The organism is Pelosinus baikalensis (genome assembly GCF_020819555.1).
GTDB lineage: Bacteria > Bacillota > Negativicutes > DSM-13327 > DSM-13327 > Pelosinus > Pelosinus baikalensis.
Map to the genome: position 1 here is coordinate 1 of NZ_JAJHJB010000036.1, position 17,317 is coordinate 17,317.

Annotated in this window: 15 protein-coding genes and 2 pseudogenes; 10 read left to right on the forward strand and 7 right to left on the reverse strand. The window is 35.7% G+C overall.

Annotated elements, in window-relative coordinates; genetic code table 11:
* Positions 1-286 precede the first annotated feature (286 nt).
* Both brnQ and dapB read right to left on the reverse strand, forming a co-directional pair.
* Positions 287-1,642, reverse strand: a complete 1,356-nt coding sequence (brnQ, locus tag LMF89_RS19575) for a branched-chain amino acid transport system II carrier protein (RefSeq protein ID WP_229536542.1) — start codon at positions 1,640-1,642, stop codon at positions 287-289.
* Positions 1,643-2,264: 622 nt separating this feature from the next.
* Positions 2,265-3,032 (reverse strand): 4-hydroxy-tetrahydrodipicolinate reductase, encoded by a 768-nt coding sequence (gene dapB / locus LMF89_RS19580; protein WP_229536543.1) that lies wholly within the window; start codon positions 3,030-3,032, stop codon positions 2,265-2,267.
* Between the two features lie 177 nt (positions 3,033-3,209).
* On the opposite strand from dapB, the pseudogene LMF89_RS19585 reads away from it, so the two are divergent.
* Positions 3,210-3,542: pseudogene (locus LMF89_RS19585) on the forward strand (transposase); the annotation flags it as partial.
* Between the two features lie 148 nt (positions 3,543-3,690).
* Here the strand turns inward: LMF89_RS19585 and LMF89_RS19590 are convergent.
* The 3 genes from LMF89_RS19590 to LMF89_RS19600 form a co-directional block, all read right to left on the reverse strand.
* Positions 3,691-4,671: a GNAT family N-acetyltransferase gene (locus LMF89_RS19590; RefSeq protein WP_229536544.1), complete on the reverse strand. Its 981-nt coding sequence runs from the start codon at positions 4,669-4,671 to the stop codon at positions 3,691-3,693.
* Between the two features lie 169 nt (positions 4,672-4,840).
* Positions 4,841-5,359, reverse strand: coding sequence for a diacylglycerol kinase catalytic domain-containing protein (locus LMF89_RS19595; RefSeq protein WP_229536545.1), 519 nt, complete (start codon positions 5,357-5,359; stop codon positions 4,841-4,843).
* Between the two features lie 699 nt (positions 5,360-6,058).
* Positions 6,059-7,501, reverse strand: a complete 1,443-nt coding sequence (locus LMF89_RS19600) for an aminotransferase-like domain-containing protein (protein ID WP_229536546.1) — start codon at positions 7,499-7,501, stop codon at positions 6,059-6,061.
* Positions 7,502-7,582: 81 nt separating this feature from the next.
* Here LMF89_RS19600 and LMF89_RS19605 point away from each other — a divergent pair, with 81 nt between their 5' ends.
* Positions 7,583-8,734, forward strand: coding sequence for an ATP-grasp domain-containing protein (locus LMF89_RS19605; RefSeq protein ID WP_229536547.1), 1,152 nt, complete (start codon positions 7,583-7,585; stop codon positions 8,732-8,734).
* 169 nt (positions 8,735-8,903) lie between these two features.
* Complete coding sequence (locus LMF89_RS19610; RefSeq protein ID WP_229536548.1) at positions 8,904-9,245, forward strand: hypothetical protein; 342 nt, start codon at positions 8,904-8,906, stop codon at positions 9,243-9,245.
* Between the two features lie 209 nt (positions 9,246-9,454).
* Here the strand turns inward: LMF89_RS19610 and LMF89_RS19615 are convergent, their stop codons facing one another.
* Positions 9,455-9,802 carry a transposase gene (locus LMF89_RS19615; protein WP_255711549.1) on the reverse strand — a complete coding sequence of 116 codons (348 nt, stop codon included), beginning with the start codon at positions 9,800-9,802 and terminating at the stop codon, positions 9,455-9,457.
* Positions 9,803-10,614: 812 nt separating this feature from the next.
* Positions 10,615-11,892 carry an ATP-binding protein gene (locus LMF89_RS19620; protein WP_229536550.1) on the reverse strand — a complete coding sequence of 426 codons (1,278 nt, stop codon included), beginning with the start codon at positions 11,890-11,892 and terminating at the stop codon, positions 10,615-10,617.
* A gap of 141 nt (positions 11,893-12,033) precedes the next feature.
* Between LMF89_RS19620 and def the strand changes: the two genes are divergently transcribed.
* The 7 genes and pseudogenes from def to LMF89_RS19655 all read left to right on the forward strand — a co-directional run bounded on the left by def (position 12,034) and on the right by LMF89_RS19655 (position 17,086).
* Entirely contained in the window at positions 12,034-12,495 is a 462-nt protein-coding gene (gene def / locus LMF89_RS19625) for a peptide deformylase (protein ID WP_229536551.1), read from the forward strand.
* 910 nt (positions 12,496-13,405) lie between these two features.
* Entirely contained in the window at positions 13,406-13,957 is a 552-nt protein-coding gene (locus LMF89_RS19630; protein WP_229536552.1) for a sigma-70 family RNA polymerase sigma factor, read from the forward strand.
* Between the two features lie 128 nt (positions 13,958-14,085).
* Positions 14,086-15,402 carry a glycoside hydrolase family 68 protein gene (locus LMF89_RS19635; protein WP_229536553.1) on the forward strand — a complete coding sequence of 439 codons (1,317 nt, stop codon included), beginning with the start codon at positions 14,086-14,088 and terminating at the stop codon, positions 15,400-15,402.
* A gap of 353 nt (positions 15,403-15,755) precedes the next feature.
* Complete coding sequence (locus LMF89_RS19640; RefSeq protein WP_229536554.1) at positions 15,756-16,025, forward strand: hypothetical protein; 270 nt, start codon at positions 15,756-15,758, stop codon at positions 16,023-16,025.
* A gap of 234 nt (positions 16,026-16,259) precedes the next feature.
* Positions 16,260-16,397: a hypothetical protein gene (locus LMF89_RS19645; protein WP_229536555.1), complete on the forward strand. Its 138-nt coding sequence runs from the start codon at positions 16,260-16,262 to the stop codon at positions 16,395-16,397.
* A 9-nt stretch (positions 16,398-16,406) separates the two neighbouring features.
* Positions 16,407-16,717 (forward strand): annotated as a pseudogene (locus tag LMF89_RS19650) (DUF441 domain-containing protein).
* 210 nt (positions 16,718-16,927) lie between these two features.
* Positions 16,928-17,086 (forward strand): ATP-binding protein, encoded by a 159-nt coding sequence (locus tag LMF89_RS19655; RefSeq protein WP_229536556.1) that lies wholly within the window; start codon positions 16,928-16,930, stop codon positions 17,084-17,086.
* The last annotated feature ends 231 nt before the right edge of the window (positions 17,087-17,317 follow it).

Here is a 17,317-nt window from a genome sequence, read left to right on the forward strand (position 1 = left end):
GCTGCCCATAAATTTACTAACTAAGTTATTATGGGTAGCTTCTCTTTATAAATGCCAAATCCTGCTTGTCAATCTGCAGTTGCCTTTATCCCAACAAGAATTGTAGTCCAGGACTCTTAATTCTTCCATCTCTCGATGCAGACAACCTGTCCCTTTTAAAAAATTTCCTTCATTAGGTGAAAATAAGAGTACCGTCCTGCCAAGATACTCCTTGGCAAGACGGTACTCTTATTTTAATGCATCTCTTTTGAAAAAGACTATTTAACAAGTCCTCTTTTTATCACAGCTATCCACGCTCATTTCCTACCGCTGACAACGAATTCGACTTACGAGCTACATTTATACAATATCCCAAAACCACCCCAACAATTGCTGGCACAACCCAGCCAAACCCCTCCGCATACAGTGGCATAACCCTGTTTAACCACTGATGAACTAGGGTTAATTGTAAGCCTGCTGCTTGCATACCATCTAGCAGACTAATAAGAGCTGTCAAAAAGATACTACAGACATAAACTTCCCTTTTACCATTGAATAAGGGTTCCAAAAATACTAATAGGATTAGGACAATAACGATGGGATACAACGTTACTAATACAGGAACCGAGAAGGCAATTAATTGATTTAAACCCATATTGGCCACAGCCGCACTAAATAGCGTAAAACCTGCGACAAGTTGTTTGTAGGAAAAATGAGGAAATATCTTTGTAAAATAAGTTGCACAGGAAGTAATCAATCCAATACTTGTGGTTAAACAAGCAAAGATAATCGCCAAACCAAGAACTACATTACCTAGTGGCCCAAAAAAATGATTTGCTACACTGGACAAAATAATCCCTCCATTGGCAACTTGCCCGAGTGTTTCCACACTAGTCGCCCCAACATAAGCTAAAGCTGCATAAATAATTGCTAAAAATCCCGCGGAAATCAAACCAACTCTTGCACAGACCTTGGTAATATCCTTGGACTTTGTAACCCCTTTAGCCTTAATAGCATTAATCACCACAATCCCAAATACCACAGATGCCAATGTATCCATTGTCAAATATCCCTCTTTAAAGCCTGTAAATAGAGGGGAATTAGCATACTCTACAGACGGCATTTGAATGGTTCCTAATGGATTTATAATCGGTTGTACTAATATCACTACTAAGGTTATCAGCAATAAGGGCGTCAAAATCTTACCGATTCGATCTACCAATTTACTAGGATTCAGAGATAGCCAATACGTAATACAAAAAAATAATAAAGTATATAGCGATAATCCTATCGTATTCACGCCACTATCATTAGGCATAAATGGACGTATGCCAATTTCATAAGAAACAGCCGCCGTACGAGGAATCGCAAATAAGGGTCCAATTGTTAAATAAATACTCACCATTAATACTGTAGCAAATATCGGATGCACTTTTGAAGCTAAAGCTTGTGAATCCTCACTTCCCGATAAACCGATCGCCAACACCCCAAGCAAAGGAAGACCAACTCCCGTAATTAAAAAACCAATAATGGCAGGCCATAAATTACCTCCTGCCCCTTGTCCTAAACTAGGGGGGAAAATCAAATTTCCTGCTCCAAAAAATAAAGCAAATAGCATCAATCCAATAGCAGTCATATCCTTTAATGATATCTTATTTGACATAGAAATAGCCTCCTACATATTCTTTATCATTCTTTAACTCAACTTATACACTTTGGAGCAATAAAAGAACTTCTACCCCTTGCCAAAGCAAGGGGTAGAAGTAAAATCCGCGGTACTACCCTTATTACTATCAGTTATATCTGGGAATAATGATATCTCATCAGATCACTGAACCCTAACACAATAACGGATGCTTTGAAAGATCCGGCACAGTTTACTTTCATATTTCAACTGCCAACTCAGAAGTGACTATTTTATATACTACTGCTACCAATTCCCACCAACCATCGGCTCTCTGGAACAGAAAATATATATGTTTCTCTCCACTATTACCTTTATAATTCATTATTAGGTTATTTGCATATTAACACAAAAACCTTTAGCCGTCAACTTTTTTGTATTATATTTTTAATACTTCCGTCTCTATTTTCTTCTCTGTAAAAACAAGAGAGAAACCAACCGCCACTACAAATCAGAAACTTGCCAAATCTCCATACAAACCCCATCCATCTTTTTCTCAAGATCCTTTATCATAGGTGGAAAACAAAAAAGGTGTATCACCTTGTTAGTGCGGCTTTTAAGAATATTTCGAAGTATTAGTGGCTAAAATCCCCTGACTTGGTTATACCATTTGTATGAGATCCTTTGCCACATCATCCATACTATAATATCCATTTGGTTTTGAGCATAGCCATATAGCAGATTTAACAACACCCTTTGATAAAGATTCTCTTGATGATATTTTATGAATAAGTTCAATCTCTTCATTATTACAGTTTGCAAGTAATACTCTATGTTCACCAACTATACTACCAGCCCTTATACTGTTTATATTAATATTTTTATCAATCAATTTAGGATTTGATTCCAATATTGCGTTTAAAATTCTAATAGCTGTACCACTCGGAGAATCTTTTTTCTGATTATGATGGTACTCAATTATTTGTACATCTGTTTCCCTATCTAGGTTAGAAACAGCGCACTTTACGGTTTCAAGAAAATTATAGAATCCGAAACTATAATTTGGTGAAAATACTATCGGTATTTTTTTTGCAACTTGATTTATTTTTATAAAATCATCTTTACTAAAACCCGTAGTAGCTATAACAACTGGTTTTAGTATTTCTTCATATTTGGGTAAATTATTAATAAATGTTTCTTTGTTTGTGCAATCTACTAAAACATCGCAATTTGCAGCATCTTTGATACTATCTGTTATAATAATCCCAGTATTATTACTACCGATTAATAATGAAATATCATGTCCCACAAATTGGTTAGCTTGCCTAGCTATAGCTTTATTAAGAATAATTGTTTTAGACTGTAAAATATATTTTATGATGTCTTTTCCAAATTTACCAGTACAACCTATCAATCCCAACTTTAACATACAAATGTTCCCCACTTTCATTTAACGATAAAAGCAATCTTTATTTCGTTTTATCTAACGACTATGTTGTAACTCTATATAATATTATCATTATTTACCACACTTTGTAAAAGATTCTAAGACTAACCTTTGTCAGCAAAAGGTTAGCCTATTTCAGTAGCCAAGAAATGTCGGCATCAAAAAAACAAGGCCAGTATGTTAACATATACATTTGATAAAGAAAATTGTATAGACTGTCCCAATAGAGTCCAGTGTATCGGCGCAAATTCTAAGACAAAGCGGTTATCTGTCGGAAGCCATGCTGGTGAATATTATGAATACAGTCAGCGTGCAAGCACGATGGAATTCAAAGAAAAGTATAAAAAACGTGCTAGCCATGAATGGAAGAATGGCGAAATGAAGCGCTTTCATGGATTAGACCGTGCCCGGGGGTACGGTCTAAAGAGTATAAGCACTCAAGCTAAACTAACTGCTTTGGCGGTTAATTTAAAAAGGATAGCAGCTCTGGTATTCTTATACCTTGCTTATTTTAAACAAACTCTTTGTAGAATGAAGGCTTTATCAAGAATTGTCATAAAGCGAGCTGATTATACCGCTTAAAAATAAGGCTTTTTCATTGGTTTCGAACCGTCACCTGACTCGTCATCAGAATGTCATTTCATGCTTTAATTTCATAATAATCCATTATCGATGTCTCCACGAAGCCACAGGACTTATAAAGATTGAGGGCATTAGCGTTTTCAGTAGCCACTTGAAGCATAACTTCACTTGCATTCATTTCTTCTAACTTTTCTATAGCCATCATTAGAATTGCTCGTCCAAGCCCCTTCCCACGATGCTCAGGTAATACGCCTAAGCCATAGATTCCACCAATTCTAGAGGTTAATTGAAGATGGACTTTTCCAATGATCTGTTGATCTTTCTCAGCAAGATACATCGTCATCCCCCTCTTTTCTTCCTCTTCGGGTAGTACCATGCCTTCACTTGGTATGACCGTTTCTGCTTCTGCTGAAACGATACCGGGTTCATTATCATTCGGAGCATTTTTAAACCCCCGAAATTCGTCGCTAAAATAAATCGCATTTTGTCGGGCAATCTCGCTGGCATCTGCATTGGTGGCTTTCCTAAAGGTAATTCCACATAATTTCCTTTGAAGTGGTTCTAAGTGATCTTTTTTGAGATACATCTCATATTCTGAGTGTTTGTACTGTGCGCCAGTTCCCTTGATAAATTTCTGCCCAGAGTTTGACTTTCGGTCACTCAATAGAAGTATACTGCCTGAATTTCTTTTCTTCCACTCTGCTATGACCAGTTCACTTAGTATCTTAAAAACACCTTGTCGTCTATAGTCAGGCTGCACCATGCCATTTACTTCTATCGGTGTCTTTGTGCCTCCAAAGCTGCTAATCCCAATATAGCCAATAATCTGTTGTCCTTCAAAATACATAAATTCGTTTACGTTTTGAATACCAGTAATCTTATCATTTTCAGAAGTGACTCCATTTTTATAATCAAGCTCGAGTTTTAGGGCCGTTTGATCTTCATAGATACATTGATCTTGAAGCCTCTTGATCAAATTATAGTCATCATGATCGATGGTTTCCTTGAGTTTGATCCAAGGATTCTGTATATTTTTCATAACAAAATCTCCTCATATTAATTACTAAATCCCGCTATATTTTTTAAATAATTCTCTCCAATTATCGTATATTCTATCTCTCATGAGACAAACATTCTGCCCTTCCGCCTTCTACACTACTAAATGCCCCTTTTTCTCAGCAATGGTAATGGTCGCAGTGATTCCAGAATTAAAACTCAATTTTACTTGGGAATGGCTCTCTTACCGAGAAAATTAAACTACCTTCATCCCAGCTCATCTTACGAGTTGGGATTGGTGAGACTACATTATTAGTAAAAGTTCCCGTTATTGCTGCTGCCCCAACCATAATGCTTTTTAGCCATCCTGTAGAGCCTAACCCTGTAGAAATTATTATACCACTTGATGACTGCTGTTCTTTCCTGCTCCCCATTTCAATTTCATATCGAGCTGATACATGAGATTTTTGACCAATAAACAGATCATTTACCCCATACATTGTCTGCCCATCATTCATTGTTGCTTTGGCCATTGTAACCATCTTCACGGGTCTTCTCTCTTTGAATACCTCGGGAACTATCGTCGTAAGGTCTTCTAGGAGAAATGGCAACAAAACGCCATCCCATCTTTGTGGGTCTGGGTTAACACCAATCAGAAGCTGAGTATCCAAATATTTTAACGTATTGGCTACTAATCCATCTTGACCAATTGCGATAACTAAGTCTTGCATTTTGTACCATAAGGTCTACTAGCTTCTTCTTTTTTTCTTCCTGCAGTGTGTTAAATATCATTTCTAAGTCTGATAGTTCCTGTTGCTTCTCTTGCATTACTTTGTCAGATTCCATTTGAGCTTCTCTAATTTGCTTCCGTTTATTTTCGATAGCAATTTCAGTATTTATTTCATCTGTTATGTCGAATCCCCAAGAAAGATACCCATAATCTGCTGACAAGGTAGATTATGGGTATCTTCTCTTAATAAATTCCAAATCCTGCTATTTTTATATTATAAGCATTATTTTACCAAAGTGAAGCTCTGTCTCAGGTTTCTTGTACACTTGGCAGTTTCTTTAATCCCAATGAGGGACATGAGACCAGCTAACTAAAGTCAAACATCCGAATATTAAAAAAGGCAATACTGAAAATGTTCGCCTATGTAAAATTTTCGTTACGCGACTTTTTTAATCAGTTTACATTCTTCTAAACTAGGAATTTATTCCCTTGATTTATTCTTGATCGTCTTCTACTGGTTCACTTATAAAACGGTCTTGAAACAGATTGCCTACTCTCTGATGTTTATTATTATACCAGTACACATAGCCGCCGCATTACTTGTTCTAATGGCTCTATACCTATCTTCATCAACAGGTGTACGATTTCCTATCAAACAATATGCATAGACTTGATAGTCGCTTTTTTCTTTATATCAGTTTCATAGCATGGTAAACTCATCTGCTTGTTTTAATATAGATTTGAGTATATATAATCCATTTTCTAATTCCTCTAAATCTTTTGGAGCCGTTATAGCGATACGAACAGCTGCAGGTACAGGGGAATTACCAACTGCAAAACGTTCGGCGCAATATACTTGGACACCTGCATTTTTTGCACATGCTTCAAAGGTTTTACCTGTCCAACCTTCGGGGAGCAGCAGCCAACGAAAATAGCAATATTTATCACCAAGAAGATGAAAGTCATTAAGGATGGAATCTGTTAACCTGTTTCGTATAGCAATCATCTCTTTTCGTTCCTCAACGATTTTATCGGCAAGGGAAGAGTCTATAAGCTGGCGAATGATTTCAGCATTAAAAGGTGATATCACCAGATTAATATTATACAGTGATAATTCTAAAGTGCTTTTATAAATGGAAGGCGTAACGATAAATCCAATCCGCAGTCCTGCACACAATGCCTTAGATGTGCTGGAAATATATACGGTTTGCCCTGGAGCTAGCATGGCAACAGGGACACCTTTATTTTCACTTAATATGCTATTTATTGCATCTTCAATAACGATTAAGTTATATTCTTTTGCAATGCTTGCAATTTCTTTCCTAGTATTAAAAGACATTGAATGTGTAGTTGGATTTTGATAATCAGGAATCAAATATATTCCTTTTAATTCTTGATTTTTACAATAATTACGTAACGATGCAGGAGACATCTCATAATCTTCTTGTTGAATAGGAACTAATTGGATTCCTATCATTTTGGCTAACGTTTTCATACCTGAATAAATTAATGGATCCGTACCAATACGATCACCAGGTTGAAAAAGAGAAGATAGAACTGCACACAAAGCATTTTGACCACCATAAGCAAGGATGATATGTTCTTCAGTAGTATTTAAATTCGCCTTTTTAAGCCACTTTACACCAGATGATTTTTGCGGCAATGATCCAGAAGGTGAAACGTATTGTAAAAAATCGGCGGCATTGGACTGATCCAGCATATTTTTAATGAATTCAATTACAACATCATTTTGACTATAGGTTGGATAGGTAGGTCCCATTTCAATAAACCCACTTGTTTTGGCAGGAGTTAGGAGTCTGCTGTTAACATGCACATCAGATGAGATATAAGTCCCTTTACCGATTGTTGCACTTATCATTCCTTTTTGTTCACATAACTTGAAAGCTCTAGAAATAGTGCTTACGTTAATATCCAGATAATCAGCAAGTTCTCTTTGCGGTGGTAACATATCTCCTGGCTTTAAAGTTCCGTTTTTAATATCTTCTTCTAGTAACTTTGCTAATGCTTTATATAATGGTGGTTTTTTACCAGATAGGTTTGGTTTCCAAGTCATAGGGTAGTTGTCAAATGAATTGACAGGCATATCAATTCTCCTTTTTAAACCAAATTGTTTTGCATACAATTATAATATTGCATGCAGACAATTGCAATGTTACAATTCAAAAAAGCAAACAATATTATAAATTTGTTAGGAGTTGAAAGAATGGTTATATTAGAAAAACCATATATTTCAGATTTGATGTTAGAGTATTTAAGCCAACATAACATACCCGTATTAGCCAATGACTTTGCAAGAGAATCCGCGAAACGATATCAGTTGAATTTGTTGACCGATTCTCAGATGAAAGCAGAATATGAACGGAATGGGAAGATCTATATTACATCGGAAAATGCTTTGGATTGGATATATAATAATTTGTCTAACCATGAAATTATTGAAAAGATAAGTGTTTTAAAAGACAAGTTTAAATTCAGAGAATTACTACGTCCAATGTATCCTGATTTCTTATATAAAGAAGTTACAGAGGAAGAATTGGATGAAATCAATTTCGAAAAATTTAATCCCCCTTTTATTTTGAAGCCCTCAATTGGTTTTCTAAGTTTAGGGGTATATACAATCTATAATAGGCAAGACCTAGAAGCCGCAATTTTAGATATAAAAGAAAGCAAAATGAATTGGAAATCAAATTTTCCCAATTCAGTAATTGGCGATTCCAAATTCATTCTTGAGCAGTATATTCCAGGAACAGAGTATGCTATTGATGCGTATTATAATGATGATGGAAAGCCTGTAATTCTGAATATTTTTACTCATAAATTTGCTTCTACCACTGATGTAAGTGATAGGGTGTACTACACAAGTAAAGAAATTATTGATACATTTAAGCATCCATTTGAATTGTTTTTGACTGAAGCAAATCAATTTTTACAGTTAAAAAACTTTCCTATGCATGTCGAAGTACGAGTAGATGGAAATGTAATTTGTCCAATTGAATTTAATCCTATGCGCTTTGCTGGTCTTTCTTGCACAGATGTTGCTTACTATGCATATGGAATTCGAACGATAGAATACTTTTTACAAAATAAAGAACCAGCTTTTTCAGAAATATTAAAAGGGAAAGAGGGCCATCTGTATAGTTTAATTCTACTGGATAAACCCGATAAATCGATTCCTTGCTCAGTATTTAATTATGATAAACTATATAACTCCTTTGAAAATGTCCTAGAACTTCGCAAAGTGAATAACCCTAATCTTGATATATTCGGATTTGTTTTCACACAAACACAGAAAAAAAATGAAAAAGAATTAGATTATATTCTTTCCTCGGATTTATATGAATTCTGTGATTACTGACCCCATAAAATTTTGTGCAAAAGAATACTGTAGTATCTAAATTAAACCGAAGAAGTTATAGTGTAATATTCGTCAATAGCAATATCAAAATACTTTGTTAACTGAGAGGAGAGATTTATCTGTTTCAGGATAAGAGAAGTTAGGACTCGACAGAGAAGTCGATCCGAGAATGAGCCGCACAGTTGAATCAGAAGACACAAGAGTTGCAAAACGCATGAAAGAAGAACAATCTAAAATTTTGTGCCAGTCAATGGTAGATTGCATTGTTTACCAAGTTGAAGAATATATGAAACATGGTTTTACTATTGTTGGGGTGATAGGAATTAACGGCTCTCCAACCTGCGGCATTAACACCACTTGGGCAGATGACCAAGAATTCGAAGGGCGAGGCATCTTCATTGAAATTCTGGAAAAGGCGCTTAAAGACAGGGGCATATTCATAAACATGGTAGGTATAACAGCGCGAGATTCGCAACATGCAGTTGCTGCCTTAGAAAAATTTATTAGTTAGCCATGCATTTTAGTGGGACATGGGGATGGCATGGCGACCTGGAGTGTCAAAGGGACGGGGTTCCGACACAGAAAACACGAGACCAGCTAACTAAAGTAAGCCCCCACGTCAAAAAATATTCCCTTTTAAAAAGTACATATCAAATAAGCCTTTGGAAATAGCGAATATTTTTACCAAAGGTGAATAGAAATGTTCGATTTTAATTCTTCTTAAGCAGCTTTTGTTTGGCATTTCTGGTAAAGCTGAACTTGTTCATCAGGTGTAATAACACGAAAAGCTTGTTTGCTCTTTAAAACCGAGAAAATAATACGCAATAATTTATTCATAACTGCGCCTAGCGCTTGCTTTCTGGTTTTAGACTGAACCTTCTTTTGATAATAATCATAAATCACTTCATTTACCAAAGATCCCTTACCATTTTTGCGTATAGCTGTTGTTGCTGCCATGTAGAGTGAGCGCCTTAAAAAAGGTGATCCTCTTTTGGTCACCCTGTTCTTTGTGCCTACATAATTACCTGACTGCCGCACAGATGGATCCATCCCACAATAAGTCACCAGCTGTTTGGCATTGCCATCTTGGGAATGTTAAACGATTTTGTTTTGTCCATCAGTTCCTCCCTTATTGGTTGACTAATCTTCAAAACTAGATAATTCAGCTTCTTCGCTCCACTTCCATTACGAAGTTTCTTCGCTACTACAAGCTATTCCGCCCCTATACCCTGCATTCGTACTTTCGTCCTTGCGGGTTCTCCGCTTGTGACTTTTCCGTTATCATCAGAGTCGTAGGTTCCCACGTTCCTAGTTAGAGCCTGCACCACGTTCACGCCGCCTTTATACCGGTCACCATCTGGTCAGTAAGCAGGTTTCTTCCAGATTTATCCCAGGCTAACAGGTACCTCCTGGTTTTGATGACATCTGCATGTTTAGATACTTCCTCAGCGGTTCAGTTTTATTCGTCTCCATTGGCACCTACCTGATGAAATCTTCGTTTCACCTTTTCCGTAACGCTCACTACCATAGCTTTTGCCTACAGCAGCTTACGGTGGTTTGAAGTCTCCACCTGCATGGCGACTTCGAAGGACCTTCCTCCATCTCTAGCTAAGTTCAGCGGATTTGAGTGCTTACGCACTCATCCACTTTCGTGGCGCACCCCTGTCCCCGTGTTTCATTTGTAGTTCTTAAAATATTAGATTAAAATGTAGTGCATCAAAGTGATTGCTTATAATAGTAAAATCGGTTGATTCCCTACCGTAATTGGGAGGCCACTGAAAAAGTCCTCCATCAGCAAAAAGAGACATATCCTCATTTTTTAGAGGAGAATGTCTCTTTTCTTTGGTATATATAACCTTTTTTCTAGAATAATGGCAAATTTACGCTACGGAACAAGCTATTTTAAAATGTACAAAAAATGTAGTTCCAGTTTCTGATGTTTTAAAATTAATAAAAGCATGATGACGATCAGCGATACTATAACAAATTGGCAATCCTAAACCACCATCGAATTTAGTAGTAACAAATGGAGTGCCCAAATAGTCGATTATGTGTGGGGGAATTCCATTACCTTGGTCATGTATAGATAAAACAATCGTATCACTGTCTGAAAATGTACATATAGTAAGCTCTCCGCCGTTAGGCATAACATCTAAGCCATTGCGTACTAATTGGAGTACTAAGTAGCGGATTTCATATTCATCTAGGTATAATTCTGTTACATTACCAAGCTCAAGTTTTACATTAACTCTTATAACCGCTGCATCGCTTTGCATTAAAGGGAGCAATTTCTTAAGAATTTCATTTAAGTTTAGATTTTTTAGCTCGGCTCTTCTATCGTTAGATAATAATAAATATTCTCTAACAGTATCATTAGTTGTATTCAATTCTTCCAGTATAGTTTTAAACATAGATTTATGTTTGCAATATTCATTTTTACTAATAATTCTCTGTAAATACCCAGATACTGCTGTCAGTGGATTACGTATTCTGTGAGCGACATTAACAGCCATCTTTCCTACTATATTCATTCTATCGGTCTTGATTAAAACCGACCTGGTTTCAAAATAGACTACTAAAATACCAAAAGCAATCATGATTCGTAAAATACTGCCAAGAAAAAATCCCCAGGGAGCAAACCAAGTCACATTTAGCAATAGTGGCATATTCAAAGTATGGATACCCCAGAGAATATATGCGCTACTAACAATATGTTTGCCTAACTTACTTGTTTGCAATCGATTAAAGACAACACCAGTCCATATATAGGTAATACCTACAAAGCAAGCTGCAGTGGAAAGTTTGATTAAAATTGGTAAGGACGTAAAAGCTAATATAGTGCTAATGATTGAAACTACTATTGCGCTATATGTCCATAGCCTTTTTGTTATATTGCCGCTAAACGAATTAGCACCCCACATAAATAATACACAGGCTCCAATTGATTGCAATTCATATACGAGTAGACCTATTTGGGCGTCTCGTATAGCAACTACTCCCGAATCAAGTAAAACAATTCTTAGAAATAGAATAGACCACCCTATTGACCAAATCCCCATATGTTTTTCACGGTACAAAGTAAAAAGGTACATATAAATAGGAATTAATGACAACAGCGCTGCTGATTCAGTATTTGATAATAAATATTTATAGTCCATAACATAATTATCTCCTTTTTAAACTTATATATATTTCTAGAATTATCCATATTAACCTAAATTCCTCCTGAAATATAAATATTTTGTAAAATAAGTAATTATGTTACAATCTATACAAATAATTGAAATGGAGGAATTAAAATGGCAGTTAGAACTATACGACTCGTAGGTGATGTAGTATTAAGGGAAATCTGTGAAGAGGTGAAAGAAATTGATGACGAAATTTTAACACTGATTAAAGATATGGCCGACACAATGCATGATGCCGGGGGAATAGGAATAGCCGCTCCGCAAGTGGGTGAAATCAAAAGAGTTGTTGTGATAGATATGGGAGAAGGTGTTATAAATTTAATTAACCCTGAAGTAACTGAAGCTGAGGGGAGCCACGAAGTTGTAGAAGGATGTCTAAGCGTTTCAAGGACTAAACAAGGTAAATTATTAAGACCTGTTAAAGTCAAGGTAAAAGCTTTAAATGAAAAGGGAGAAGAGTGCATAATAACTGGTGAAAATCGTTTAGCATCATTATTTTGTCATGAAATAGACCATTTAGACGGAATACTTTTTATAGACAAGGTTCTAGAATACATAGAATGTGAAAAATAAACAGCCAAATGCGCAAAATGTACTTGGGGGTGAGACGACACCGTAACCGTCCAATAAGGGGTTTTCCTTTAGACCTTTTTATTTTCTTAGTCCTCCTTTCTTTATCCCTTTAATTAGGTTTTTCATTAACTCCTAGCGAAGAATTTCAAAACAAATGGCTAGACGACAACGAAAAGTTAACTAAAAGCATACAAGAAACGGGAATTCTCAATAAAATTAAAGAGCAGAGAAAATAAAGTTGTTTGTTCGAGAAAAGATCGCTTATCTCAATGTTGTCTGTGTCCCAGATTGGGGCTTAGATTACTTGGGGTGGGCGGTTTTTATTCATCTATCCTTTAGTAGTGCTTCCCAATTATGGCCTTCTGCACATTGCCAAGTAACGGTAGAGGCATTTCCTGACCCTTGATTGATACCGTGAAAGTCTGTATTCTTTTCGGTATTTCGCATGGAATTTGACAGATTGGCGGAACCCATGGTATTTTAAATTGATATGTCTAGCTGCTCCGTTATGAAATGTCCCAAAAAGTTAGACAGAAATTCAATTAAGCAATTTTCCTGGAATGAGTTCTGAATAATTTGCTGCGGGAGCCTTTGTGCTTCGGCAGCTAGATTTTTGTCTATCTGCTTATCTAAATTAGGTAGTCTGCCAGGGCCACCTTTGCTATTGCTTCCTCGACGTTCAATATACAATCCTTTGCAACTCATTAGGAGCGGCTTTTGTTATGCCGATCAGTTTTTGGGCTGTTTTTTTATACCCTACATTTCCGGTTGAGATGGCGGCTACCGATTGTAACCAATTAAACCTTTTAGAGAAAATTTTACTTTTTAGACAATTGCAACTTTTTATACACGTAGTTACAAATTTGGAAAATTCTTCTTTTTATATATAAAATAAAAAGGAGGATTTACCATGGGAGAATTAAGCGATAAAGTAAAAAAAGCTCAAATGGGAAATGAAAAATATATGCTGCAAATTTTAGAAAAATTTAACCCATTAATTAAAAAGTATAATAGGCAATTAAATTATGACGGTGCAGAGAGTGATTTGATAATAGCTTTAATAGAAATTATAAAGTATATCCCGGTATTTAAAAATATCAATTTACAAAAAGATAATTGTATTGTTGGATATATTTCTATTTCTATTAAGAATAAATACATAAAGCTTTCTAAAAAATATATGGATATTGTAAATAATGAAACTTCATTAGACCTAAATATTCTTTCTACATCAGAAGAAGATCAAAGATTAATAGATAATCGTATATATGTATTAGATTTATTGGACAAACTACCTAATTATCAAAAACGTATTATTAACAATATTTATATACAAAATGTGTCAGAAACTGATTTAGCAAAAGAATTAAATATATCTAGACAATCAGTGAATAGAGCTAAGAATAGAGCATTAAATAATTTAAAAAAAATTGCTGCCAAACAAATGAACAACATTAGCTGAACTGGGTGCATCTTCAAAAATCCCTAAAATGGAAAAAAATAAGGTCCATAGGGTTACATCTTAAAAGCTTAGATCTTCTTATATAACGTAATGTTTAAATTACAAATACACTAAGAGGAGAAATGAAAATGAAAACAAGCGAACAGAAAGCGAAAGAAAAACGGATAAGCCATTGGACAAGGGAGCAAGCAAGTAATATGGAATATGATGAAACAAATACATTTCCATTATTCAACAGCTCCAAAGTCAAACCCTTAATGAAAGAATATCATATTTGGGATTCATGGTTTATTATGGATCAGGAGAATGAAATAGCTTATATTGAAGGATATAAAATTTTTATTGCCTTAGGTCGTAAAGCAGATGGTTCTACAAAACCTAAATTAATGTATTTCTATAGTAAAGATGATTTACATTATAAAGCTGGCGGTAATGTATTTGAAGAAAATTTAGTACCTGATTCCGAAGAATGGTCTGGTTCTACAATATATCGTAAAGATGGCAAAGTCCAATTTTTCTATACAGTTTCAAAAGCTTTTCACGACGAAGAAACAGGAACATGGCAGTCAGATCAATTCTTTGCAACTGCAATTTTACCAATCACTATCAATGAAAACGGTGTGCAACTTGGAAAACCAACTTATCATTATAAGTTAGCTGAACCAGATGGATCTCTATATCAAACCGTACAACAAACGATTGAATTTTCGAAAAAATTTCCTTGTCAACACAATTTAAAGAGTGGGAATGATTTAATGGATAATTATTGTTTTAGAGACCCGCATTATTTTCATGATTTAAAAACAGACAAACACTATCTATTCTTTGAGGCTTGTACAGGTAATGAGCTAGATGCAGAAAATACGATTAAGCGGGATTATATAGGACGATCTACATTTGAACCTGATTATCAACCTACAGTAGATGATTTAAACGGCAATGGTTGTATTGGAGTGGCAGAGTTCACAAATGATATTTTAACAGATTGCGCATTTCATGAACCATTGTTAACTGCAAATTTAGTTAGCGATGAGATAGAAAGAATTAATGTAATTCATAAAGATGGTAAATACTATTTATATACTACTTGTCATGGCAATAAAATGTCAATTAAAGGTAATGATTTAGAAAATCGAGACTTTCTAATTGGATTTTATTCAGATGAATTATTTGGAAAATATGTTCCATTAAATGGGACAGGTCTTGTTTTAACACAAAAATCTCATGGCCCTCGCTGGCTTGGACAGGAAACAAATCATCAATATGCATATTCTTACTTAGTATTGCCTGATAATACAGTAATATCATATGCAAGTTACTCTACTCTAAATGAAGGAGAGCCGCCCGTTGCAATAAAAACGGCTGCTCCAACCATTCAATTAGATATTAAAGGCGATAAAACAAAAATTATTGGAATGGTGTATAATATTTTGCCTGAAGAATAAAAGCTTGTATCGTTGCAGCAGCTCGGTAAATTTTGTGTAAATTAAAATTCAGTAGATTGCTTTATGCAGAGCAAGTTTATCTATGATCCCTTGTAATTGTTTTTCCCGGGTAGGACGAAGGTATGCACGCGATAACGTGAGCCGACGACCTGTCCGGGAAATCTCATATCACGAGGCAACCAAATCGCATGTTCCCTTCAAACGTCATATGGGTGCCAGTTTTGTTATGCCGATCAGCCTTCGGGGCTTTTTTTATACATAAATAAAATTTCCAGGGAAAACGAGGCTTTAGAACCTCCCTTTCTATGGTTGAATAATTAACTGGGCAGGAATATGAAATTAGAGGTGGGAAAGTGGGAGGAGAAAATGAAGTTTGTTTATTGCATGGAGAGATTAGCCGGGAACTGTCAACACTTAATAAAGACATAGGAAAGGTCAGTGAAAGGGTTGTTAAGGTAGAGGAAAACACGAAACTGATCCCGGATATTGCAAAGTCAATTGAAGAATTGAAAAACGAAAAAAACCGAGCGATGGGATTTATTGCCGGTGTTTCTTTCGTAGTTTCCGGGATTGTGTCGGTAGCGGCTTGGCTGATATCGATGTGGATACAGAAAGGCCCCTGACATGTGGGGAAAATAATGTAATAAGTTTAACTGAACGACAATCAGACAATGGACTGAATAAGCCAGGCAGGATATTGCTGTTTGTTGAATAGTAAAAGGTTTAAGAGTGTAGTATATTAGCATATTCTTTTTCCAGTAAGTGTAAGCATTTGAAAGAACTGAGAAGATGGTAGGGCTGTATTCGAAAGTATATGGAGATATTGATATGGGAATGATGAGTGAGGATGTGATTCAATGAATTGGGGCAACCTTCCTATATTAGTAGTATTGGTGTTACCTATTATCGGCAATAATAATACGGTAGCTATAGCCGTATTGGTGCTGCTACTGATTCAAAATCTAGGTTTCGTAAGTCTCTTTCCTTTAATATAGAGTTATGGTATGAATATTGGCATTATAATCTTGACGATTGCAGTTCTAAGTCCGTTAGCACAAGGGCGTATATCAGTAATGAAGTAGTAGACCTGTTCAAAGCGCCAGTTGGTCTGATTGCAATTGTTATTGGTATCTTGGTGCCCTGGGTCGCTGGTCAGGGTATATTCTTTATGAAAGAATCACCTGAAATAACAACGGCCTTAGTTGTTGGTACAATTATCGGTGTTTGCTTTTTTCGTGGTTTACCTGTAGGTCCGCTTATTGCAGGCGGTATGGTGGCCATTATTGTAAGCTTAATGGATTCTTTTAAACACTGACAGATTCTATGTTTAGCTGGTGATATACCAGTAATTTGGCTATAGAGGCTAAAAAAATTCCCTTTATTATAAGCAATATTATACGGATGCCCATCTTTCCTAGACCGACCTATATAAATAAAAACCCAGTTGCATTTGGCTGGGTTTTTCATATTGAGGAAGTAAATTTTCATTCATTAATATTTTTTAATTCATTATAGGTTTATCTTTTTGGAGATTGAAAACAGCCAAAACAGGGAAAGACCCATTCCTAAAGGACTGGGCCTTGGCATCCCTAATATGCGGGCAATTGCTGAAAAATATAACGGCACGTTTCGCATAGAATCTACGGAAGATCGTTTTCTGCGGGAACGACTGACCAAAAGGTAGACTCGCCTACCTTTGATGTAAGTGCCTAAAAAATAATGACATATAGAAGGATCGAGGCAGTCGAAAAACGCCTCGATCCTTTTAAAGCAGTAAAGTTAAAGGGACAAAGACCAGCAAATCAAAGTCAAGTCCTAAATGCGAATAAGGAACGAAATATAAAAAGTGTATAGCAAAACAAGCCTTTCTCGCACATGAACATTACCTAAGAAAAGTAGAGATAATGTTCCGTTT